The sequence below is a fragment of the Micromonospora radicis genome, assembly GCF_003583405.1.
Lineage (GTDB): Bacteria > Actinomycetota > Actinomycetes > Mycobacteriales > Micromonosporaceae > Micromonospora > Micromonospora radicis.
Genome location: NZ_QXEC01000005.1, coordinates 238,453 through 260,051 on the forward strand (window position 1 = coordinate 238,453; position 21,599 = coordinate 260,051).

General features: G+C 71.1%; 23 protein-coding genes and 1 tRNA gene. 12 read left to right on the forward strand and 12 right to left on the reverse strand.

The annotated features are described in order from the left end of the window. Positions 1-65 precede the first annotated feature (65 nt). Positions 66-137 (reverse strand) — tRNA-Val (locus D2L64_RS08180). A 50-nt stretch (positions 138-187) separates the two neighbouring features. Continuing rightward, positions 188-649, reverse strand: a complete 462-nt coding sequence (locus D2L64_RS08185) for a TIGR02611 family protein (protein ID WP_233558842.1) — start codon at positions 647-649, stop codon at positions 188-190. Positions 650-1,163: 514 nt separating this feature from the next. On the opposite strand from D2L64_RS08185, the gene D2L64_RS08190 reads away from it, so the two are divergent. Continuing rightward, complete coding sequence (locus tag D2L64_RS08190) at positions 1,164-1,595, forward strand: SsgA family sporulation/cell division regulator (protein WP_007457244.1); 432 nt, start codon at positions 1,164-1,166, stop codon at positions 1,593-1,595. A gap of 171 nt (positions 1,596-1,766) precedes the next feature. On the opposite strand, the gene D2L64_RS08195 is transcribed toward D2L64_RS08190, so the two are convergent. Continuing rightward, complete coding sequence (locus D2L64_RS08195) at positions 1,767-2,543, reverse strand: SDR family oxidoreductase (RefSeq protein WP_119574097.1); 777 nt, start codon at positions 2,541-2,543, stop codon at positions 1,767-1,769. A 184-nt stretch (positions 2,544-2,727) separates the two neighbouring features. Between D2L64_RS08195 and D2L64_RS08200 the strand changes: the two genes are divergently transcribed. Then, positions 2,728-3,633, forward strand: a complete 906-nt coding sequence (locus tag D2L64_RS08200) for a helix-turn-helix transcriptional regulator (RefSeq protein WP_119574098.1) — start codon at positions 2,728-2,730, stop codon at positions 3,631-3,633. Positions 3,634-3,640: 7 nt separating this feature from the next. Beyond that, positions 3,641-4,096 carry an RrF2 family transcriptional regulator gene (locus tag D2L64_RS08205; RefSeq protein ID WP_119574099.1) on the forward strand — a complete coding sequence of 152 codons (456 nt, stop codon included), beginning with the start codon at positions 3,641-3,643 and terminating at the stop codon, positions 4,094-4,096. 28 nt (positions 4,097-4,124) lie between these two features. On the opposite strand, the gene D2L64_RS08210 is transcribed toward D2L64_RS08205, so the two are convergent. Further along, a complete protein-coding gene (locus D2L64_RS08210; protein WP_119574100.1) occupies positions 4,125-4,655 on the reverse strand; it encodes a flavin reductase family protein in 531 nt (176 codons plus the stop codon). Between the two features lie 298 nt (positions 4,656-4,953). On the opposite strand from D2L64_RS08210, the gene D2L64_RS08215 reads away from it, so the two are divergent. Both D2L64_RS08215 and D2L64_RS08220 read left to right on the forward strand, forming a co-directional pair. Next, positions 4,954-5,133, forward strand: a complete 180-nt coding sequence (locus D2L64_RS08215) for a DUF4236 domain-containing protein (RefSeq protein WP_119574101.1) — start codon at positions 4,954-4,956, stop codon at positions 5,131-5,133. Positions 5,134-5,320: 187 nt separating this feature from the next. Then, complete coding sequence (locus D2L64_RS08220) at positions 5,321-5,824, forward strand: potassium channel family protein (RefSeq protein ID WP_119574102.1); 504 nt, start codon at positions 5,321-5,323, stop codon at positions 5,822-5,824. Here D2L64_RS08220 and D2L64_RS08225 read toward each other — a convergent pair. After that, the gene (locus D2L64_RS08225; protein WP_119574103.1) at positions 5,799-6,668 is read right to left on the reverse strand and encodes a hypothetical protein; all 870 of its coding nucleotides are present in this window, start codon (positions 6,666-6,668) and stop codon (positions 5,799-5,801) included. The genes D2L64_RS08220 and D2L64_RS08225 overlap by 26 nt on opposite strands. 9 nt (positions 6,669-6,677) lie before the next feature. Then, positions 6,678-7,202: a VOC family protein gene (locus tag D2L64_RS08230; protein ID WP_119574104.1), complete on the reverse strand. Its 525-nt coding sequence runs from the start codon at positions 7,200-7,202 to the stop codon at positions 6,678-6,680. A 58-nt stretch (positions 7,203-7,260) separates the two neighbouring features. On the opposite strand from D2L64_RS08230, the gene D2L64_RS08235 reads away from it, so the two are divergent. The 3 genes from D2L64_RS08235 (at position 7,261) to D2L64_RS08245 (ending at position 12,135) form a co-directional block, all read left to right on the forward strand. Then, complete coding sequence (locus D2L64_RS08235; RefSeq protein WP_119574105.1) at positions 7,261-7,713, forward strand: MarR family winged helix-turn-helix transcriptional regulator; 453 nt, start codon at positions 7,261-7,263, stop codon at positions 7,711-7,713. Positions 7,714-7,781: 68 nt separating this feature from the next. Continuing rightward, positions 7,782-9,683, forward strand: a complete 1,902-nt coding sequence (locus D2L64_RS08240; protein ID WP_119574106.1) for a tetratricopeptide repeat protein — start codon at positions 7,782-7,784, stop codon at positions 9,681-9,683. A gap of 139 nt (positions 9,684-9,822) precedes the next feature. Further along, positions 9,823-12,135, forward strand: coding sequence for a HelD family protein (locus D2L64_RS08245; protein WP_119574107.1), 2,313 nt, complete (start codon positions 9,823-9,825; stop codon positions 12,133-12,135). Between the two features lie 71 nt (positions 12,136-12,206). Here the strand turns inward: D2L64_RS08245 and D2L64_RS08250 are convergent, their stop codons facing one another. Then, entirely contained in the window at positions 12,207-12,608 is a 402-nt protein-coding gene (locus D2L64_RS08250) for a hypothetical protein (RefSeq protein ID WP_119574108.1), read from the reverse strand. Positions 12,609-12,982: 374 nt separating this feature from the next. Between D2L64_RS08250 and D2L64_RS08255 the strand changes: the two genes are divergently transcribed. Next, positions 12,983-13,357 carry a hypothetical protein gene (locus D2L64_RS08255; RefSeq protein ID WP_119574109.1) on the forward strand — a complete coding sequence of 125 codons (375 nt, stop codon included), beginning with the start codon at positions 12,983-12,985 and terminating at the stop codon, positions 13,355-13,357. 105 nt (positions 13,358-13,462) lie between these two features. Here the strand turns inward: D2L64_RS08255 and D2L64_RS08260 are convergent, their stop codons facing one another. From D2L64_RS08260 to D2L64_RS08270, 3 genes are all read right to left on the reverse strand, one after another. Continuing rightward, entirely contained in the window at positions 13,463-14,695 is a 1,233-nt protein-coding gene (locus tag D2L64_RS08260; protein WP_119574110.1) for a sporulation protein, read from the reverse strand. Between the two features lie 166 nt (positions 14,696-14,861). Further along, positions 14,862-15,083 (reverse strand): DUF397 domain-containing protein, encoded by a 222-nt coding sequence (locus tag D2L64_RS08265; protein ID WP_119574111.1) that lies wholly within the window; start codon positions 15,081-15,083, stop codon positions 14,862-14,864. After that, positions 15,083-15,943 carry a helix-turn-helix domain-containing protein gene (locus tag D2L64_RS08270; RefSeq protein WP_119574112.1) on the reverse strand — a complete coding sequence of 287 codons (861 nt, stop codon included), beginning with the start codon at positions 15,941-15,943 and terminating at the stop codon, positions 15,083-15,085. Before D2L64_RS08270 ends, D2L64_RS08265 begins: the two co-directional genes overlap by 1 nt. A gap of 427 nt (positions 15,944-16,370) precedes the next feature. On the opposite strand from D2L64_RS08270, the gene D2L64_RS08275 reads away from it, so the two are divergent. Continuing rightward, positions 16,371-16,625 (forward strand): DivIVA domain-containing protein, encoded by a 255-nt coding sequence (locus D2L64_RS08275; protein WP_119574113.1) that lies wholly within the window; start codon positions 16,371-16,373, stop codon positions 16,623-16,625. 11 nt (positions 16,626-16,636) lie between these two features. After that, positions 16,637-16,873: a hypothetical protein gene (locus tag D2L64_RS08280; RefSeq protein WP_119574114.1), complete on the forward strand. Its 237-nt coding sequence runs from the start codon at positions 16,637-16,639 to the stop codon at positions 16,871-16,873. Between the two features lie 31 nt (positions 16,874-16,904). Here the strand turns inward: D2L64_RS08280 and D2L64_RS08285 are convergent, their stop codons facing one another. Both D2L64_RS08285 and D2L64_RS08290 read right to left on the reverse strand, forming a co-directional pair. Further along, a complete protein-coding gene (locus tag D2L64_RS08285) occupies positions 16,905-18,416 on the reverse strand; it encodes a hypothetical protein (protein ID WP_119574115.1) in 1,512 nt (503 codons plus the stop codon). A 181-nt stretch (positions 18,417-18,597) separates the two neighbouring features. Next, positions 18,598-19,974, reverse strand: a complete 1,377-nt coding sequence (locus D2L64_RS08290) for a cellulase family glycosylhydrolase (RefSeq protein WP_119574116.1) — start codon at positions 19,972-19,974, stop codon at positions 18,598-18,600. 377 nt (positions 19,975-20,351) lie between these two features. Here D2L64_RS08290 and D2L64_RS08295 point away from each other — a divergent pair, with 377 nt between their 5' ends. Continuing rightward, positions 20,352-21,314, forward strand: coding sequence for a TIGR03557 family F420-dependent LLM class oxidoreductase (locus tag D2L64_RS08295; RefSeq protein WP_119574142.1), 963 nt, complete (start codon positions 20,352-20,354; stop codon positions 21,312-21,314). Positions 21,315-21,599 lie beyond the last annotated feature (285 nt).

Below are 21,599 nucleotides of genomic sequence, written 5' to 3' on the forward strand. Positions count from 1 at the left end.
TACTTCGCTGCTGTACGGGCAGCAGAAAGGCCACCTCCCGAAGCCGGGAAGTGGCCTGAGCTGCGTGGGCGATACTGGGATCGAACCAGTGACCTCTTCGGTGTGAACGAAGCGCTCTCCCGCTGAGCTAATCGCCCTCAGCGCGGATGACTCTACCCGATCGTGCTGGCGGACTGCGAACCCGGGGTCAGTTCGTGGCGAGGTAGCGCAGCACCTGGGCGATGACGTCGATGCCGAGGCTGTACCTGATCGAGAGTAGGGCGACGGCGCCGACGAAGACGATGCCGACCGAGCCGATCACGAACCTCACGCCGAGTGACTGCCCCTTCACCCAGGCGGCCCAGCCCTGGACGTGGCGGCGGGTGAAGCCGAGTAGGCGCTTGGCCCAGTGGAACTCGACGGCCCAGATGCCGAGACCGGCGATCACGATCAGCCAGCCGGGGCCGGGCAGCGGGATGAGGACGATGCCGACGGAGACCACGATGGCGCCCAGCACCCCGATGACGACCTTCAGCGCGAGGCGACCGGTGGGGTTGGCGCGGATCAGCGCCAGGGTGGTGGATATCCGCCGCCGCCAGCGGGGTGGTTCGCGTCGTTCGGACACGGCGACACCACCTCCCTCGCCGGGTTCGGTCCGCTCCGGTTGCATTGGTTCACCCTGCATCACGTGAGAGTTACCCCATCGGGCGGGACCATGCCCGTTGGCGTAGCTGCGCCCGTTGCGAACGGCCCGTTCGCTGTCGGAACGGCCGCGTTCGACCACTGACCGGCCACGCCGGCCGTCCTGCTTCTTCGGCACCCGTACCCCCGCTGTTCGGTTGCGCGGACCACGACACCTCGGACGGGGCCCGCGCTGGCCACGGCATCCACTGAGGATCTGCGGCGACCATTTCCCCCAAGTGTGGCGCAGGCCCGTCACTGCAACGGCCGACTGGACGTTACCGGAGTAAGTCGACGACTGGGCCACCCGATCCCGGGCGGGATCTACGCATTGGGCAGAACCGGAAATCCTACATGAATCTTCACATTCACGAGGACGTTCCGACCCCCTTCCCACCACTGGGTGAAGTCAGCGTATGGCGGAGCGTAGCCAGGAGTAGCGGCTGAGTATGGGAAAAGCGGGACACGCGCGTTCCGCACGCGGTGCCGGGGGGAGAACGTCCATGAGTGTCATCCGACCGACGACCGTTGAGGTCGAGACGTCGCTAAGGCTAGTCGCGCCTGACGCCACCGCCTTGCCGGTGCGCGCCAGTCTGCGCTACGACCCTGCTGACCCGTATGCGGTCCATGTCCTGTTCCACGCCGAATCGGCCGGTGGCGAGGCGGTGAGCTGGTCGTTCGCCCGCGAGCTGCTGGTCACCGGCCTCGACGAGCCGGCCGGTATCGGCGATGTCCGGGTCTGGCCGTGGGCCACCCCGCGCGGCGACTTCGTCGCGCTGGCGCTGTCGTCACCCGACGGCAACGCCCTGTTCGAGGTGCCGCGCAGTGTGCTGGTGCGGTTCCTGCGGCGTACCTACGTCGTCGTCCCGCGCGGCCGGGAGGCCGAGCACCTGGACGTCGACACGGCGGTGAACCGGCTGCTCGCCGGGCGCTGACCAGGTCGGAGACGGGGCCGCGCGGATCTGCCGAGTCCGCGTGGCCCCGGCATGTCCGGCCCGGTACGCGGACCGCGTCCCGCCGCCGGCCGCGCGCACCAGCGCCCGCCCAGCCGTCGCCCGCCCAGCCGGGAGGCGGCCCAGCCGGGAGGCGGCCCAGCCGTGGGTGGCTCAACCGTGGGTGGTGAGGCCCCCGTCGACCGGGATCACCGCGCCGGTGAGGTACGCGCCGGCCCGTGACGCCAGGTAGATCGCGGTGCCGGACATGTCCTCCGGTCGACCGATCCGGCCCAGCGGCACCTGCGCCTCGACGGCGGCCCGGGAGTGCGGGTCATCCAGCGCGAACGCCATCATCTTGGACTCGAACGGACCGGGTGCGATCGCGTTGACGGTGATCCGTTCGCCGGCCAGCTGGTGGGCCAGGGTGCGGGTCAGCATGTGGACCGCGGCCTTCGTCGCCGAGTAGGCGTACACCTCGATCATCGGCACCCGCAGGCCGTCGACCGACCCGATGTTGATCACGCGGGCCGGGTCGTCGGGGCCGGCGGCGGCGCGCAGCGCGGGCAGCAGTTCGATGGTGAGCCGGAAGACGGCCTTGACGTTGACCGCCCAGAGCTTGTCGAACGCGCTCTCCGGGTAGTCCTCCAACGGTGCGCCCCAGGTGGCGCCGGCGTTGTTGACCAGTACGTCGAGCTTGTCGACCCGGTCCCGGACGGCGGCGGCGAGGGCGCGGGCGCCGTCGTCGTGACCGAGGTCGGCGGGGATCGCCGCGCAGTTGCCCAGCACGGTGAGTTCCTCGGCGACGGATGCGCAGACGTCGGCCTTGCGAGACGAGATGATCACGTTGGCGCCGGCGGCGACGAAACCGCGGGCGATCATCAGCCCGATTCCCCGCGATCCGCCGGTGACCAGGACGTTCTTCCCGTGGACCGAGAACAGATCGGTCATGCCATCCTCTCGTACGCCGCCGGGCGGCAACCGGACTCGCTACCGCTCGGTAACCTAGCCGTCGGCGCCGGCCACGACAACCACGGAACGCGGCGACCACGATCATTGCCGCTCAGCAACAATATGCGGACGCGCAGGCCGGAGAAGATGCGCAGGCCCTCCTGGTTGGCTAACGTCGCAGGTGATGGTCCCTTCCGGTCACCTCACCACGGCCCCGCCCGCCACCCCCGCCGGCCCCACGGAGATCGACACGATCACTCTGTGTGACCTGTCCTCCGACGCCGGGTGGCGACGGCCGGTGCTGCTGAGCCGGGAGCTGATCGTGCTCACCACGGGTGGACACGGGTACGCCGAGATCGACTTCCGCGCCCTGCCCTGCCGGCCCGGCACGTTGCTGCGGATCCGCTCCGGCCAGGTGCTGCGCTGCGCCCTGCCACAACTGGACGCCGCGGTGGTCCGCTGGCATCCAGAGGCGCTGCGCGGGCTCGACGTCGACCCGGACGACGTACCGACCTGGACCCAACTGGCCGGGGAGGACGAGGACGCGGTGATCAACGAGGTGAGCCAGTTGACCGTGGACTCGGGTCGGCACCAGGACACCCGCACCGGGCGTAACCTGCTGCGCCACCAGCTGACCGTACTGCTGCTGCGGTTGAGCATGTTGCCCGACGGCGGTGGGGCGCGGGCGGCACGCCCGGAGGAGGCGACCTTCCGGCGGTTCTGCCGCGAGGTCGAGCGCGGCTACCAGCACACCCGACGGGTGGAGGACTACGCCGACCGGCTGGACTGCTCGGTCCGTACCCTGACCCGGGCCTGTCTGGCGGTGACCGGCCGCAGCGCCAAGCAGGTGCTCGACGAACGGGTCGCCCTGCAGGCCGGCCGGCTGTTGGCCGCCACCGACGAACCGATCGCCCGGATCGGTCGGCAGCTCGGGTTCACCGAGCCGACGAACTTCGGCCGCTTCTTCACCCGCGAGATCGGGGTCAGCCCCGGTGCGTTCCGGGCCGCCCGGGATCGCCGCGTACCGGCACCGGTCGTCCGGCCCCGCCCGCCCGTGGACATCCCCACCACCGGCGCGTACCGGGCATGATGGCAGGGTGCAGATCTCCGCGCGTGGCGACTATGCGGTACGGGCAGCGCTGAGCCTGGCGGCGGCGTATCCCTCGCTGCTGTCCACTCAGACCATCTCCGTGGAGCAGGACATGCCACGCAAGTTCCTTGAGGCGGTCCTGGCCGACCTGCGGCGGGCCGGGGTCGTCCGGGCGCAACGCGGGGCGGAGGGTGGCTACGCCCTGGCCCGGCCGCCTCGGGAGGTGACCATCGGGTCGGTGCTGCGGGCGGTGGACGGGCCGCTGGCCGGTATCCGGGGCCTGCGTCCCGAGGAGACCAGCTACGAAGGGGTGGCCCAGCACCTCCCCGAGCTGTGGGTCGCGGTGCGCGCCTCGTTGCGCCGGGTGGTGGACGAGGTCAGCCTGGCGGACCTGGTCGGTGGGCGGCTGCCGGCCCACGTCCGGCGGCTGACCACCATGCCCGACGCCTGGGAACCCCGCTGACGGTCGCGGCGACCATCGGGTGGCGGCGTCATCCCGGGACGGCCGCGGAGTAGCGGGCCAGCGGCTCCCCGGCGGAGAGCGCCAGCGGTTCGGCGATCACCCGCTGGCCGCCCGCGGGCACCCGACGCACCACCCGGCACAGCAGCCGGCCGAGCACGCCGGTCAGCAACGGCAGGCCGAACGGTCCGGCCGCCCAGCGGGGGTACGCGACGAACGGGTCCACGCCGTTCGTCGCGAAGATCGCCGCGACCTCGATCTGGTCGGCGCCGAGCAGGTGCACGGCGACGTGCTCGGCCCGGTCCAGTAGCAGCGCGCCGGACGAGATCGGGTCGGGCTGGAACGAGACCAGCGGCGGATTCTGCGACACGGCGGTGAGGGACGTCGCGGTGAAGCCGGACCGCAGTGGTGCGCCGAGGTCGCCGAGGCAGGCCGGGCGACTGCCCCGGGCCACCGCGGTGACCACGCAGGCGGCGCCGGTCGGCCGGCCCAGCAGCGTACGGAACAGGTCGGGGTCGACCGGGCGGAGTTGGTCGGCGTGGGTGTGCTGCGCGGTGGTCATGCCGGCACCGGCCCGGGCGCCACGGATCGGCGGTACGGGGTGGCCGGGTGTGGGGTGCGGTGCATGTGGAGTCCTCTCCGATGCGCGGGTACGTGGACGGTCAACACCCTCCCATAATGCGAGACGAGCGTCGCTCACTCTTCTCTCCGAGGATTCAACCAGGATCCCACGACGGGCAAAACCCATCTGGTAAATAGGATATTCCGTGCACGGCTCCACTGTGGATCTCAAAGAGTTTGGCGAACCACCGATTCGGGCATCCTCGATCCCGCAGGGACGTGACGAAGGGAGGCCCCCGATGGGTCTGATGTTCCGCAAGCGCAAGAAGTACGGGCCGCTCGTCCTGAACTTCACCGAGAACGGCTTCTCGTCCTGGAGCATCAGGCTCGGTCGCTGGTCCTGGAACTCGCGAGCCAAGGCGCACCGGGTCGACCTGCCCGGCCCACTGTCCTGGAAGCAGGACAAGTCCCGGGCGTGAGTGTTCCGAGGTCGAGCGGGGCGCCGGAGTTCTCCGGCGCCCCGCTCGACGTCCGGACCTCCGCCGATCCGGCCCGGCCCGGCCCCAGCGATCCGGCCCGGCCCCAGCGATCTGACCGGCCACGCCGATCCGACCGGAATCGACAGATCCGACGGAAGGGCGGTGCACCGGACCGGACAATCTCGACATGACCCAGAAACCGGACCACGCGCGACAGCTTCGCCACGCCTGGATGGCGTGCGGACTGCTGGTGGTGACCTACTTCGTCATCCCGGTGGAAGCCGACCCCAACACCGTCCGGATCGGTGTCCGGCTCGGCCTCACCCTGGCGATGGTGGCCGCCGTCGCCTGGCTGGTGACCGGACAGGTACGGCGCCAGCTCGCCGCCGGACCGGAGCGCGAGGCCCGGTCGCTGCTGCACCTGGCGGTGGCCCTGGTCGCCGGGCTGCTCGCCTTCGCCCTGGCCGACTTCGTCGTGGCGCGGGCCGCCCCGGCGCAGTTCGTCGACCTGGAGACCCGGGTCGACGCGCTCTACTTCGCGCTGACCACGCTCACCACCGTCGGCTACGGCGACGTGCACGCCCAGGGGCAGTTGGCTCGCGGGCTGGTGATCGTGCAGATGGTGTTCAGCATCGGGGTGATCGCCACCGGGGTGTCCCTGGTGGTCAAGCAGTTGACCGGGCGGCAGTGAGCTGCACGTCGCCGGCCAGCCGGCCGTGCTCCGGCGTGCGAGACACCCGGCCGGTGTCGAGCAGCCCGGTCAACGCCCGTACCGCGTCGACCGCCCGGTAGGCGGTACCGGTGACCGCGTGCCGGCGCAGCTCGGTGACCGTCCGCGGCCCGGCGTCGGCCAGCTCGGCCAGTAGGGCGCGGGCCAGCGGTTCGACGTCGACCTGCGGATCCGGCCGCAGCGGTCGGCCGTCCGGGTCGCGCAGCGCGACGCCGAGCGCCCACAGGTTCTCCTTGAACGCCTCCAGGCTGCGGTCCGAACCGGTGCCGAGCCCGATCCGCCGGCCGGTGTCGGCCAGCTCCACCTCGGTCACCAGTGGGAAACCCGCGTCGGTCAGCGCCGGCCGCAGCGGCGTGGCCGCCCCGGCGTGCAGCAGCGCCTCGGCGGGCCGACCGGTCACCGCGGCGGCGAGCGCCACCGGGGCCACCGTCTCCTCGGCGGCCAGGTAGGACAGCACCGGGGCACCGGCGGCGCCGGCCGCCCGCAGCGCCACCGGCAGCTGGCCGGGGGTACCGGGCATCAGGTGCACCGCCACCTGCGGCGGCAACTGCGCCTCGACGGCACCGAGCCGGGCCGGCAGGTCCTCGGCTCCCTCGGACAGCACCAGCACGGTGAGTCGGCAGCCGCCGAGGCGGTCGGCGTGCTCCCGGATGACCCGTAGCGCGGCCTCGGCCGGCCCGCCGCCGTCGCCGCCGTCGCCGGCACCGATGGCGACGGTGGCCCGCCGGGCGCGACCCAACGCGCCCGGCAACCAGTCGCGCAGGTGCCGTTCGAACGCCCGCTGCCCCACCCCGTCGTCCACCACCCTCCCGTTCTACCCCACCGGGATGGAGATGCCGATGCCGCCACGGGTGTCGGCACCGTAGCGGGCGATCTCGGCGGGTAGGTCGAGCCGCCCGATGCGGGTCCGGGCGGCGATCGCGGCGTCGTCGAGCCGGTCGGCGGGGACCAGCCAGACCACCTCGAACTCCAACCCGTCCGGGTCCTGCCCGTAGAGGCTCTTGGTGGTGCCGTGGTCGGAGGTGCCGACCAGGGCTCCGGCCTGCGTCAGTCGGCGGGCGGTGGCGGCCAGCTCGGCGAGGGTGTCGACCTCCCAGGCCAGATGGTAGAGGCCGACGGTGGCCCGGCCGGCGGTCGACCGGCCGGCGTGCGCACCGAGGGCGAACAGGCCGAGGTCGTGGTCGTTGGTGGAGTCGGGTGCCTGGAGGAAGGCGGCACCCTGGAAGCCCTCCGGGGTCATCGGTACCTGCCGGAAGCCCAGCACGTCGCGGTAGAACGCGACGCTGCGGTCGAGGTCGCTGACGTAGAGCACGGCGTGGTTGAGGCGGTGGATTCCCATGCCGCCGACGCTAGCTCGTTTTTGTTGAGCGTTCAACTACTTGGGTTAGGATGCGGTCATGACCCGCTGGCTGGATCCGGACGAGCAGCACACCTGGCGGGCCTTCCTGGCCGCCTCCCGGGCCCTGATGGACACCCTCGACCGGGAACTGCAACGCGACGCAGGCATGCCGCACGCCTACTACGAGATCCTGGTCCGCCTCTCCGAGGCGCCCGAACGGCGACTGCGGATGAGCGAGCTGGCCGACACGACCGGATCGTCGCGCAGCCGGCTCTCGCACGCCGTGGCCCGGCTGGAAGCAGCCGGCTGGGTCCGCCGCGAGGACTGCCCCACCGACCGGCGCGGCCAACTCGCGCTGCTCACCGACGAGGGCTTCGCCACCCTGGCCGCCGCCGCGCCCGGCCACGTCGAGGGGGTACGACGGCACCTGTTCGACCCGCTCAGCCCAGCTCAGGTGGACCAGTTGCGCCGGATCAGCGAGGCGTTGACCGATCACCTGAGCCGGCCCTGACCAGATCCTGACGGAACCACTCCGGCGCGGGTCTTGTACATAACGTCGTCGGATGAGCACGATGGGGCGTGCCTTCCGGCTTCGGTGAACTGACTGATCAGGCGCACGACCTGGTCTCCGCCGGCGATCTCGCCGGCGCCCAACGGCTGCTCGCCGACGCGCTGACCGGCGCCGACCCCCGTCCGGTCAACGCGACACCCGAGCTGGCCGAGGCGGCCAGCCTGCACGCCCGGGTACTGGTCGCGCTCGGCGAACCGCACTCGGCACGGGGCTGGGCCGCCTTCGCGTACGCCGCCACCACCCGGCTGCACGGCCGCTCCGACCCGCGTACGGTGGCTGCCGCCGCCACCCTCGCGGCGGTGCTGCACCGGGTCGGCAGCTGGTCCCGGGCCGCCCGGCTCTACCAAGAAGTGATCATCGAGCTGACCGCCTCGGACGGGCCGGAGTCGTTGCGAGTGCTCGCCGCGCACGCCGACCTGGCCACCGTGGAGTACGCCCGCGGCCAGTGCCAGGTGGCCCGCGAACGTCTCCAGGACGCCTGGGAGCTGCACCGGGAGGTCTACGGCGACGGGCATCCGAGCGGCATCAAGATGCTGGCCCGACTCGGCTCGATGCAGCGTGACTGCGGGCAGTTCGGCGACGCGCAGGACAACCTGTCCCTGGCCCGCGAGCTGAGCCGCCAACACCTGTCCCCGGACGACCCGCTGACCGCGCAGGTGGCGGCGCTGGCCCGGGCGGCGGCCAATCCGGACCACGTCTGCGCCGACACGCCGCCGGTGAGCCCGCAGGATCCGGTCGTACCGGCCGCCCGCACCCCCGAGGCCGTACCGGCCCCCGACGCCGGCTGGCCCGAGGACCAGATCGACTCCCCCGCCGGCTGGCCGGCGGACGACGCGGGCCCACCCACCGCCGAACCCTCCTGGCCCCGGGACAGCTCTCCCGCCTGGCCCCCGTACGACACGCCGGCACCTGGCGCCGCGACGACCTGGCCCGACGACGACCCACAGACGTCCGGCGCCGCGACCACCTGGCCCGACGACGACCCTCCGGCCCCGGGCACCGGCACCAACTGGCCGCCGGAGGAGCCCGGCCGCTCCGGCGGCTGGCCCACACAGGCCGAACCGGCGCGGCATGCCGCCGAGGAACAGCATCCGGCCGAGGGGTACCACCCCAGCCACGGCTACCCGTCGAACGCGCCCGCTGCGGCGTCGCCGGTGCCGAACCCCCGGCAACCCGCGGACGGCCCGGCCGGGCCGCCGGAGGACTGGTGGACCTCCGCCGACGAGGTGTCCGGTGGCGATCCGTACGCCGATCCGCCAGCCGCGGCGAGCGACCCGAACCCGCACCACGACCGGCCGACGGCGGTGCCGCCGAGCGTGGTCGGGCTGACCGGGCCGACGCCATCGGCCCCCGGGGTCTACCGGCTGCGTCGGGTCGACGTACCGGAGCGGACGGCGCCGCCGTCGCGGCTGCTCCCGGTGCCGGTCAGCCGGACGGCCCCGGTGTCGCGCCCACCGAACCGGATGGCGCCGATCATCGCCGCCGGGGTGGTCGTGGTGCTGCTCGGCGCCACCGCGGTCATCGCCGGGATGTCCCGGGTCGGCGGGGACGGCAACCCGTCCACGCCGGTCGCCAGCGACGCGCCGACGGGTGCGCCGACCCCGACGGCCGGGGCGCCGGACGCGCCACCGGCCTCCCCCGGCGCTCCGCCCACCGACCTCGGTCTCCGCGACAACCGGGACAGCGTGACGCTGAACTGGACGTACCCGGCCGGCAGCGAGGGGCCCGTGGTCATCTCTGGGGGGCGGGCCGGGCAGGCGCCGAGCCCCTTCGCCGACCTGCCCGCCGGCACCGAGAGCTTCGTCGTGTACGGGCTCAACCGCAGCCTCGACTACTGCTTCACGGTCGCCGTCGCCTGGTCCACCGACGTGGTAGCCCGGTCCGGCGAAGTCTGCACCGAACGTCGCTGACGGTCACCGGCCCGGAGAATGGCGGTGTTCGGTTCCCGGGACTCGGTTGGTTCCGGGACTCGGCGCACGCTATCTTTGGCCGTTCAGGCACAAAAAAAGAACGACTCAGAAAGCCGTTCTAAGTTCAGACACTAGCTCAATGGGAGACGGATTGTCAAGGCACTCCGGCGGTTCGCCGTCCGACGACGAGATCGGCCGCGAGCAGGAGTACGTCTCGATGCTCTACCAACGCCTGGACGACCTCCGGGAGCAGGCGTTTCGACGGCTGACCGAGGAACTACGGGTGACCGGTGGCACGTTGCAGGCCCGTTCCCAACGCGACAGCGCGGTACGGATGTACAGCGAACAGGTCGAGCAGTTCTCGGCCGTGGAGAACGGCCTGTGTTTCGGCCGACTGGACACCGACGAAGGCGAACGCCACTACATCGGCCGGATCGGAATCTTCGACACCGACGGAGACTACGAGCCGCTGCTGATGGACTGGCGGGCACCCGCCGCCCGCGCCTTCTACCTCGCCACCGCCGCCAACCCGCAGGGCATCCGGCGACGCCGGCACCTGCGTACCCGGCAGCGCAAGGTGATCGCCGTCAACGACGAGGTGCTCGACCTGGCCAGCGCCTCACCCACCGCCCACGAGGAACTGACCGGCGAGGCATCGCTGCTGGCCGCGCTGAACGCGGGCCGCACCGGGCGGATGCGCGACATCGTGGAGACCATCCAGGCCGAACAGGACCGGATCATCCGCGCCGACCTGCCCGGCGTGATGGTGGTGCAGGGTGGGCCGGGCACCGGCAAGACCGCGGTGGCGTTGCACCGGGCGGCGTACCTGCTCTACACGCACCGCCGGGAACTGTCCTCCCGGGGCGTGCTGCTGGTCGGCCCGAACGCCACCTTCCTGCGCTACATCTCCCAGGTGCTGCCCGCGCTGGCCGAGACGGGTGTGCTGCTGCGTACCCAGGCCGACCTGTTCCCCGGGGTGAACGCCCGACGCACGGAGCCCGCCACCACCGCCGCCGTGAAGGGCCGGCCGGTGATGGTCGAGGTGCTGACCAACGCGGTACGCGACCGGCAGCGGGTGCCCGACGAACCACTGGAGATCGAGCTGCCGCAGCGGGAGATCCTGCTGCTCGACCCGGCGACCGTACACGCCGCCCGGGACCGGGCCCGGCGCAGCGGTCGGCCGCACAACCTGGCCCGCGCGGTGTTCGACATCGAGGTCATCCACGCGCTCGCCGACCAGGTCGCCGAGCGCATCGGCGCCGACCCGCTGGGCGGCGAGAACTTGCTGGAGGAGGCGGACGTCGCCGAGATCCGCCGGGAGCTGGGCGAGGAGCCCGAGGTCCGGGCCACCCTGGACGAGTTGTGGCCGGTACTCACCCCACAACGCCTGCTCGCCGACCTGTACGCCTCGACCGACCGGATCGCCACCGCCGCGCCGATGCTGACCGCCGACGAGCGGGCCGCGCTGCACCGTACACCCGGCGGCTGGACCCCGGCCGACGTGCCGCTGCTGGACGAGGCGGCGGAGTTGCTCGGCGAGGACGACCGGGCCGCCACCGCCCGCCGGGAACGCATCCGCGCCCTGCAACGGGAGTACGCCGAGGGCGTGCTGGAGATCGCCCGGGGTTCCCGGTCGATCGACGTGGAGGACGAGGTCGACGGCGGTGAGATCCTCGGCGTGACCGACCTGCTCGACGCCGACCGGCTGCTGGAACGCCAGGAGGAGGCCGACCGGCTGACCACCGCGCAACGCGCCGCGGCCGACCGGTCCTGGGCGTTCGGCCACGTCATCGTCGACGAGGCACAGGAACTGTCACCGATGGCCTGGCGACTGCTGATGCGCCGCTGCCCGAGCCGGTCCATGACGATCGTCGGCGACGTGGCGCAGACCGGCGCTCTGGCCGGCACCCCGTCCTGGGCACACGCGCTGGAACCGTACGTGGCGGACCGGTGGCGGCTGACCGAGTTGACCGTCAGCTACCGCACCCCGACCGAGATCATGTCGGTGGCCGCGGACGTGCTGGCCGAGATCGACCCGGCGCTGCGGCCACCCCGCGCCGTACGCTCCAGCGGCTTCCCACCGGTCTCCCGCGACGTGCCGGAGCCGCGCCTCGCGGCCGAGTTGGTCGAGGTCGCCACGACCGAGGCGGCCGGGCTCACCGACGGCCGGCTGGGCGTGATCGTGCCGGCCGCCCGGGTGGACTATCTCGGTGCGGCGGTGACCGCCGCACTGCCCGAAGCCGCTGTCGGCGAACAGCCCGACCTGGAGAACCGGGTGGTGGTGCTCACCGTCGCCGAGGCCAAGGGCCTGGAGTTCGACTCGGTCGTGGTCGTCGACCCGGACCGCATCGTCGCCGAATCCCCCCGTGGCCGCAGCGACCTCTACGTAGCCCTGACCCGCGCCACCCAACGCCTGACCACCCTCACCCCCACCCCACCCCCACCTTGTTGATCATGAGGTTGGCGGCGTTGTCGATCTCCATGGCGCCGCCAACCTCATGATCGACAACTCGGGTGGGTGGGTTAGTCGAAGCTGCCCTGGTGGGTGGCGGGGGTGGACTGGTCGCTGGTGGAGCCGCCGGAGGGGGTGCTCATACCACCGGTGGTGGCGTCCCCCGTCGTGGTCGGGGCCACCTTGCCCCGGTGACGTTCCGGCTGCCGGGCCACCCGGCGCACGCTTGCCGGCCCGGCCGTACCACCGGTGGTGGTGATCGCGCCCTGCCCACGGGTCGGGCCACCGTCACGCAACACGTTCGGGTCGATCGGCACCTTCGCCGGATCGTCCGGGTCGGAACGCTGGATGGCACTCTCCACATCGGTGGGCGGAACCGTCACCTCGTCCACCGCCCCCTCGCCGTACACACCACCGGCGATCCGCTGCTCGGCCCGGCGGGCGGCATCCTGCCGCAGGTCGTCTTCACGCATGATCCATCACCTCGCAGAAGCGTCGGTCTGACAGCGTGCCCGGTGGCCGGCCGAACAAACCCGGGTTCCAGTGGCCTCGACACCACCGGTGGCCGTTCGAACCCGGATCGGGCGGCGCGACGGCACGGAGAGGATCGGGCATACCTGGCAGCAGGGACGGACAGCGCGGGGCGCAGACCGGACATCCGGGCCGAGCGGAGCGGTACGGGTCCGAAGGTGCGCGCCGGCCGGGGTTGGCCACGGGGTCCGGGGTTACTGCTCCCGAGCCGCCGGGTAGACCCCCGGTGCCCCCGCCAGTACGCGAACCGTGCCGTGGCCGAAACGCGGTAGCGGGGCGAGGGATCGCAGTACTCATCGCATCCTGAGGAGGACAGATGAGCACGCAGGCTGCATCCACCAGGCCGATGAACCGTCCGCAGCAGGACGTGCAGAACCGTCAGGCCATGCAGGAGGCACCCACCCGTCCGATGCCGATGTACGACGGGCACCGGGAGCCGGCGCCGTCGCCGGGTACGGAGACCAAGCAGTCGTTCCTGACGACGGAGTTCTGGATCTACGCGGCCGGTGTCGCCGCCGTGGTGATCGCCGCCTTCTGGCGGGGTACGACCGCCAACGGCCTGAACCTGAACAATCCCGGCCAGGCGTGGTTCTTCATCACCCTGCTGACCCTGGGTTACCTGGGTAGCCGTGGTCTGGCCAAGGCCGGCAGCCCGAAGCGTTCGGCCGAGGAGCGTCGACGGGGGCGCTGACCTCAGACGACGTACGGCGTCGACGGGGTGTGAAACCCATCCACGACGCACGGTGGCCCTCCGGGATACTTCCCGGAGGGCCACCGTCACGGATAGCCGGGCGGACTAGAACTCCTCGAAGCCGCCGAAGTCGCCACCACCGAAGTCCTCGCCACCGAAGTCACCGGCAGCCTCCGTAACCTGCTCCTCGGCACCGTCGAAGGCGTTACCGATCATGTGGCCGGCAACCATGCCACCCATCGCGCCCAACGCCGCACCCGCCACGATCCCGCCCATGCCGGGGCCGCTGCGCTGCTGCGGGTGACCGTACTTGTTCGGCGGGCCGTACCCGGGGGCGCCGTAGCCCTGCTGCGGCGCGCCGTACCCCTGCTGCGGGTAACCCTGCGCGGCGTGCGGAACCGGGTAGCCCTGCTGCGGGTAACCCTGCGGCGGCGCGCCCTGCGGCGGGTAGCCCGGCGGGACGGCCTGCGGCGGGTACCCGTGCGGAGCACCGTAGCCCGGCTGCGGGTAGCCCTGCGGGGCACCGTACCCGGGCTGGCCGAAGGCCTGGGCCCGCATGGTGCCGTACCGTCCGATGGTCTCGGCCAGCCAGCCGTCGACCACCTGCATCCAGTCGGAGCGTTCGGCGTCGCCGTGCGGCACCTGGTAGCGCCCGAAGACGTCGTGGCCCGGGTTGAGGAAGCCACCACGCTTGTCGCACTCCAGCACCACGTCCACGCCGTTCGGATTGGTGACGAAGGTCAGCTCAAGCTCGTTGATGGTCTGCGCGTACTGCGGCGCCGCGAAGAACTCGATCTCCTGGTAGAACGGCAACAGCTGCTGTACGCCGTGGATCCGGCCACGCTCCAGGTCGGCCGACTTGAACCGGAAGCCGAGCTGGAGGAACGCCTCCAGGATCCGCTCGTGCACCGGCAGCGGGTGCACATTGACCTGGTCGAGATCACCCTTGTCGACGGCGCGGGCGATGGCCAGCTCGGTACGCAGCCCCATCGTCATGCCGCGCAGCCGCTGGCCGTACACGTCGGTGATCGGGGTCTCCCACGGCACCACGAGCTGGAACGGGATGGACAGCTGCTGCTTCGGGGCGAGCTGGAACGCACCGGCGACCGGCTGCCGGTGGAACTCCATCACCCCGGCGTGCTCGCCGCCGCCGCTCTCGATCTCGACCCGGGTGACCAGCCCGACGACGATCTGCTCGATGTCTGCCGGAGCCTCCCCGCCGATCAGGTTGACCTGGCCATCGAGGGCCTGCCCGGGGCGCGTGTTCGGGTTGACGAGGACGGTGTCCACACTGGGACCGCCCACTCCGAACGCACTCAACATCTTCTTGAAGACCATCGGTACTCCTGCCCGTCTGGTGCCCGGACTCCCCTTAGGAGCGGACGCTGACCGCCGCACCGTATCGACTGGTGCTGAGAGGTCGCTGAAAGCGCGCCGTGACGCTCCGCGCTCGTACGGGTGGCGACACCCGGCGATGTCGTCACCCGGCCCGGTCACCGACCGGTCAGGAGGCGGCGGTGCCGAACTCGCCACCCTTCACGCCGGCGACGAACGCCGCCCACTCCTCGGCCGCGTAGACGATCATCCCGGCCTCCCGCGCCTTGCTGTCGCGCACCGCCACCCGCCGGGAGCCGTCGAGCACCGGCCCCGCCTCGACACAACTTCCTCCGTTGCTGTCGCTCTTGGTGCTGATGTGCCAGGCAATCTCGGCCTGAGAACCACTCATCACAACTCCCCTGCGATGCTCGCGATCAGATCGGCCGAGGCACGCTCGGCAAGCGCTGACTTCGACAACCGATCGTACGCATTCACGAACCGTTCGGCCTTCGGCGATTCGAGGTAGAGCCGGCCCGCGAGCGACTCCACGTAGGCCACCGCCGGATATGGTCGAGGTAGGTGGAATGTCCAGAAGGTGCCATCGAGCCCCTGGTGCAGCCCGACGGATGCGGGCATCACCTGGACAGCCACGTTTGGCCTTCGCGCCAGTTCGCCGAGGTGTTCGAGCTGCCGCCGATGCACCATCGCGCCACCGACGGGCCGGCGAAGGGCGGATTCTTCCACGACGGTGGCGATCCTGATGGGAGACGGCTTTGTCAGCACCTCCTGCCGGGACATCCGCAACTCGATCCAACGGGCGATGGTCGCCTCGTTGGTTCCCGGTTCCGCCGCGTTACGGATCACGGCCTCGGCATACTCCCTAGTCTGGAGCAGACCGGGGACGAGCGTGGCGTGAAAGGAGCACACCTTCTCGGCCCGGCTCTCCAACCAGGGGTACTCGATGAACGACGAGTCGATCACATCGCCGTAGTCCTCGTCCCAACGATCGGTGCGCCACACCTCTTCGGCAAGGGCGAGAAGTCGAGCCCGTTCGGCGGCGTGGTGCAAGCCGTAGAGGTCGAGCAGGGCGACGACGTCGCCTTTGCGGATGGGCCAGTCCGCACGCTCGTAGCGGCCCAGCGCCGACATGTCCCGCTGCAGATACTCGGCGACGAGTTTCAGCGTCATTCCGCGCTCCTCTCGGTGCGTACGCAGTTGTTGCCCGAGCCACTGTGCCCGCAGCGTCCGGATGAACGGCTTGTGCGGCATGATCCACCTCTCGAAAGTCCATATCCCCGCGCTGGAACCATTGCTCCAGTTCGAGACCACTGGGAATGTGGTCTGCGGGTGAGGTGATCACCGGCCCCCGGGGACGCCCGGTGCAAGCACGATGACCGCGGCTGGGCCAACAGCCGAGAAGGTGACGAGAGACGGCCTCGCGTGTGGCAGACGCATACCGGTTCTCGTCGGGTCTCAACATGGAGCCGCGTCATGCGCGCATTCCGGCTCCGACCGACTTGATGAATACCTATCACGGCCCGGCGGTTTCCCAACCCCGCCGGGCCGGAAGAACCACGATTTCCACCGGCAGCCCGGTGGCCGTACCGCCGATCGAGGCTGCGGTCGCCGGGCGGGGCGGTCCTGCCCGGAATCCCCTCCGGGTGGGACCGCCCCCTCCAGGCGAAGGAGCCGACCGATGAACCGAGGGACCGTCTACCCCAGCAGGCCGCCACGGCTGCATCCACGCCACGTCCGCGAGCGGCAGTTCGCCGTGGTCGGGTTCGGCCGCCGCGGCCTGGACCCCACGGAGGTACGCCACTTCTTGCACCGGGTGGCCGTGGAACTGGCCACCCTGCAACGCGACGTGGTACGGCTGGACGAGGAGAACAGCCGGCTCAAGCGGGCGCTGCGCGACTGGCAGAGCGCCCAGGCGCGGCGGCGGATGCCGTGAGTACCCGCCATGTGGTCCACCTGCCGGTGGCGATCGCAGACCTGGCGAAGGCGCTGCGTTTCGCGTACACGTTGAGCCGGTCGCTGGCGCTGATACCGGGGGTGGAGGTCGCCGGGGTGACCGTCTCCGCGGAGGACAACCAGGACGTACGCCACTGGGTCTTCTGCGACCTGATCCTGCCCGATCGGCGCCGGTGCGCCCGGCGGGCCGACCACGGCGGGCCGTGCGACCCGACGGGCCCCGGCTGACCGCGGCTCGGGCAGACGGCGGACGGTGGGCTCAGCTCCTGCTCGGTACGGCGGCGGTCGTGGCGCGCCCGTAGGACCGGGTGGTCCCGGCAGCGGCGCGGTGCCTCGGCGCCGCCGGCCGGCCACGCTCGGGCGGCCCACCCACGCGCCCCGGCCAGGTGGGGAAACCGCTCACCAACGGCATGTTCTGCCCGGCGTTCAGGTTCGCCGCGGCGCGGCCGGCCCACCGCCACGTCACGACGGCCACGACCAGCAGCAGCGGCAGCAGCCGCAGCGTGGTCCGTACCGCCGCGTTGTGCGTTCCCATCCAGAGCAACTCGGGCGCGCCGGCTGACACCACCAGGGCGACGCACAGCGCGACGGTCCGCCAACCGTCCAGTTCGCGGTCCAGCGCCCAGACCGCGAGCCGGTGCAGCGCGTTGACCGCCAACGCCACGACCGGCACCATCATCACCACGCCGACAAGGCCGAACGACCAGAGCCACTCGCCGAAGATCGACGCGGCGTCGGAGTGGCCCGACCCGAAGTGCGTCGGCAGGGTCACCTCCACGATGGCGTACCCCAGGGCCTGCGGTTTGTCGGGCCACAGGCTGTCGGGTACGAACAGGGCGGGGAAGCTTGCGAAGACACCCGGCCCGGCCGGCTCGACCCAGCCGGCCGCCTGGGCCCGCAGCAACTCGGCGAACCCGGCGACCGGCCGGAAGGCGCTCTCCAGGCCGTCGCGGCCCTGCGAGCCCCCGTAGTTGATCGTCTCCACGTGCCGGAGCCGGTACGCGGCGAGCCACGACATCACCGGCAGTGCGGACGCCACCACCGCGATCTTGATGAGCGGGGTTCGCCATCGCAGCGCACAGATGGCTGCGATGACGAAGGCCAGGGTGACCAGCGACAAGCGGCCGCTGCCGGGGTGCACGAACCGCACGTAGGCGGCGAACATCACCACGATGAAGAGGGTCCGCCAGGACAACACCCGGGCCCGTTCGCAGAGGATCAGCCCGATCGCCGCCAGGAAGAACCCACCCCACCCGGCCAGCGAGGCCAGCGCCATCCCCTGGTACCCCCCGATGCGACCGACCCGGATGACGATCGCGGCCACGACGATCGCCGTCCCCAGCATGGCGAGACCACGAGCGGTGGCATCTGGCAGGAGCCGTCTCCTGAGTGGCCGTCGCTCGTTCGTCCAGAATCCGAAGAAGATGACGGCGGTGACGGTGTAGCCGATGAACAGGGCGTCGCGCAGCCAGGGTTCCATGACGGTGTCGTGCAGGTGGCTCGCCTGGTAGAAGCCGCCGGCTCCGAAGTACACCCCGAACGCGAAGCCGAAGAGGGCCTGCGGGGTGATGAGGGCTCCCCCGTGTCCAAGCCAGATCCGGGCGCCCAGCGCCAGACACAGTGCCGACAGGACGGTCGTCGGGAAGGCCGTGCCGGTGCCGATGCTGTCGACGTCGAGCCAGTAGGCGACAGCGGCGGCGGCGAGCCACAGGGCACACTCGGCAACGTTGGCGGATCGGCGGGGCGCGCGTTGTGTCGTGTGTGAGGCCACCGACCCGTTCTACCAGGCAGAATGATCCGAAGTGCCGCTTTCGACTGAAACCGGCGAATATTCGACACAACACCCCGCCGACGTCCACAAAGGATGCGATTCCTGGCCATGGTCATCCGTTTCGGCGGGGCGTGACCGGCGCCCACCCCACCCGAGGCGGGGTGGGGTGGGCGCCCCTCGGTCAGGAGGCGGTACAGGTGAGAATGGGGGTGGGGTTGGTGGTGGTCCAGGCGCCGATGAAGCCGAAGGTGGTGCCGGCGCCGGCGCCGAGGCGACCGTTGTAGTCGACGTTGCGGGCGGTCACCGCCGAGCCGCTGCTGGTCACCGTGGCGTTCCAGGACTGGCTCACCGACTGGCCGTTGGCGAAGGTCCAGCGCACCGTCCACCCGGTGATGGCGCTGCTCCCGGCCGTCACCCGCACGTCACCCTGGAAGCCGCCCTGCCACTGGCCGGTGATCGAGTACGTCGCCGTGCAGCCGGCGCCCGGCGGCGGGGTGGTCGGCGGAGGCGTGGTGGGCGGCGGGGTGGTCGGCGGAGGCGTGGTGGGCGGCGGGGTCGTCGGGGGCGGGGTACCGCCGAAGACGCTGGCCTCGCGGGCCGTCTGCCGGATGCCGTTGGCGCCGTTGAACAGCCGCTGGCCCCAACTGGTCAGCTGGTTCGGGTTGAAGTTGGTGGCCATGTCGAGGTACTCCACGCCACCGCTGTTGCCGCTCCACGACCAGCCCAGCCAGCCGATGCCGTTGGCCCGGGTGTACGCGAGGATGGCATCCTCGTCGGGGTCGCCGTCGGAGTGGTAGTGCCCGAACTCGCCGACCACGATCGGCAGTCCGCGGGTGCGGAAGCGACCGAGGTAGTCGCTGATCTCGGCGGCGGTGTCGAAGACGCCGTACATGTGGATCGAGAAGACGGTGTTGCGGGCCGGGTCGGCGTTGAACACCGTGGGCGCGTTGTCGCGCATGGTGAAGGACCAGTCCTGACCCCAGTTCGGGGCGTCCACCATGATCGTGTGCGCGATGCCGCCGGTGCGCAGTCGGCGGATCGCGTTGGCGGTGTCGGTGGCCCAGGACGAGTAGTTCTGGTTGCCGTACGGCTCGTTGCCGATGTTGACGATCACGTAGGCTTCCTGGCCGTTGAGGGCGCTGGCGATGCTGAGCCAGTAGTCGACGGCGCGGTCCAGGGTGATCGCGCCGCTCTGCTCGCCGTACCCGGTGGTGTCGTGCACCTCCAGTACGCAGATCAGCCGGTTGGTCTTGCACAGCCCGATCACGTTGGAGACGTCGGCCGCGCTGTTGCGGGTCCACCGGTCACCGCTGGACAGCACGACCCGGACGGTGTTCGCGCCGAGTGCCTTCACGTCGGCGAAGGAGCTGGTCTGGTTCGCGTACCAGGTGTGCGCGTGGTTGACCCCACGCATGATGAACTCGTTGCCGTTGGCGTCGTAGAGCTTGCCGGCGCTGACCGTGAAGCCGGTGGCGGCCTGTGCCGGCGGGCCGAAGGCGAACACGGCGGCGACGGTGGCCAGCAGGACGGCGGCCGCGCCCGCGAAAAATCTTCTCATGGCGTTCCTCGCAGGAGGTTGCACCCCGTGCCCGAGGGGTGCGGCGGGTGGTGGTGGCGGCTGTAGCCCGACAGCCGCGGGAGCGAGGCCCGGCAAGGCAGGCATCAGCGTAGGCCGATGGCATGGGTAAAGCAACCGGTTCAGTGCGCCCGCCGGCCGACCCCGGCCCGTGACGGCCCGTGCGAGACCGAGCCGTCACGGGGGTGGACATCCCCACCACAGGATGCGCACCGCGCCGGGGTCTGAACCGGTTCAGGTAACGGTAGGCAGGTGCACCGGAGACGGTCAAGCATCGGCGAGGGTTGACCGAACCGGACCTGGGTAACCGGAACAGCCGGGGTAACCGGAACCTCTCGCCCGGCCCGGAAGGAGACACCATGGTGAACATCGGCTACACCCTGATGTGCGAGCAGGCAGGCCCGAAGGAACTCGTCGATCATGCGGTACGGGCCGAAGCGGCCGGTTTCGACCATCTTGTGATGTCCGACCACTACTACCCCTGGCTGGAGTCACAGGGGCACTCCCCGTACGCCTGGTCGGTGCTGGGCGCGGTCGCCCACGCCACCTCCCGCACGGAGCTGTTGTCCTTCGTGACCTGCCCGATCCGGCGCTACCACCCGGCGGTGGTGGCGCAGAAGGCCGCCACCATCGGGGTGCTCTCCGACGGTCGGTTCACCCTCGGGCTGGGCGCCGGGGAGAACCTCAACGAGCACGTGGTCGGCGCCTGGCCGCACGTGCAGCAGCGGCACGAGATGTTCGAGGAGGCGCTGCAGATCATCCGACCGCTGCTCAACGGCGAGACGTTGACCTTCTCCGGCAACCACTACGACGTGCCCGACGCGTACGTGTGGGACCGGCCCGACACGCCGGTGCCGATGGCGGTGGCCGCCTCCGGACGGCAGTCCGCCACCCTCGCCGCCGAGTACGCCGACGCCATGATCGCCACCGACCCCGAGGCCCGCCTGGTCGAGATGTACGAACAGGCCGGTGGGGCCGGACGACCCCGCTACGGGCAGGTGGCCATCTGCTACGGCCCGGACGAGGCGGAGTGCCGCAAGATCGCCCACGACCAGTTCCGCTGGTTCGGCCTGGGCTGGAAGGTCAACACCGACCTGCCCGACACCGACGCCTTCGCGGCGGCCACCCAGAGCGTCCGTGAGGAGGACGTGGCGGCCGGGGTCTCGTGCGGACCCGACGTGGACCGGCACGTGGAGGCGTTCCGCAAGTTCGTCGACGCCGGGTTCACCCACGTCGCGCTGATCCAGATCGGCGGCGACAGCCAGCCGATGTTCCTCGACTGGGCCCAGGAGCAGCTGCTGCCCCGCCTGCGCGAACTGTGAACGGACAGGTGTGATCACCTCATGCGCATCGGTGACACGGAGATCCGACCCGCCGGTGGCGGCGTCGGCTGCCTCCTGATGATCCTCTTCTCGATCGTCGCCTCGATCGTGCTGACCGTACTGCTCAACCTGGTCCTCTAGACGAGTAAGTCCTAACTCGGGGCGGGGCTGCGGGCGCAGCGAAGGTCTAGCTAGGTCTGTGTCTCGAAGTCGGGTGCGGCGGGTCGGTGATCGATAGACAGCATTGGATGATCCGCGCTGGCGCCGTGGCTGGCAGCCCCGGGC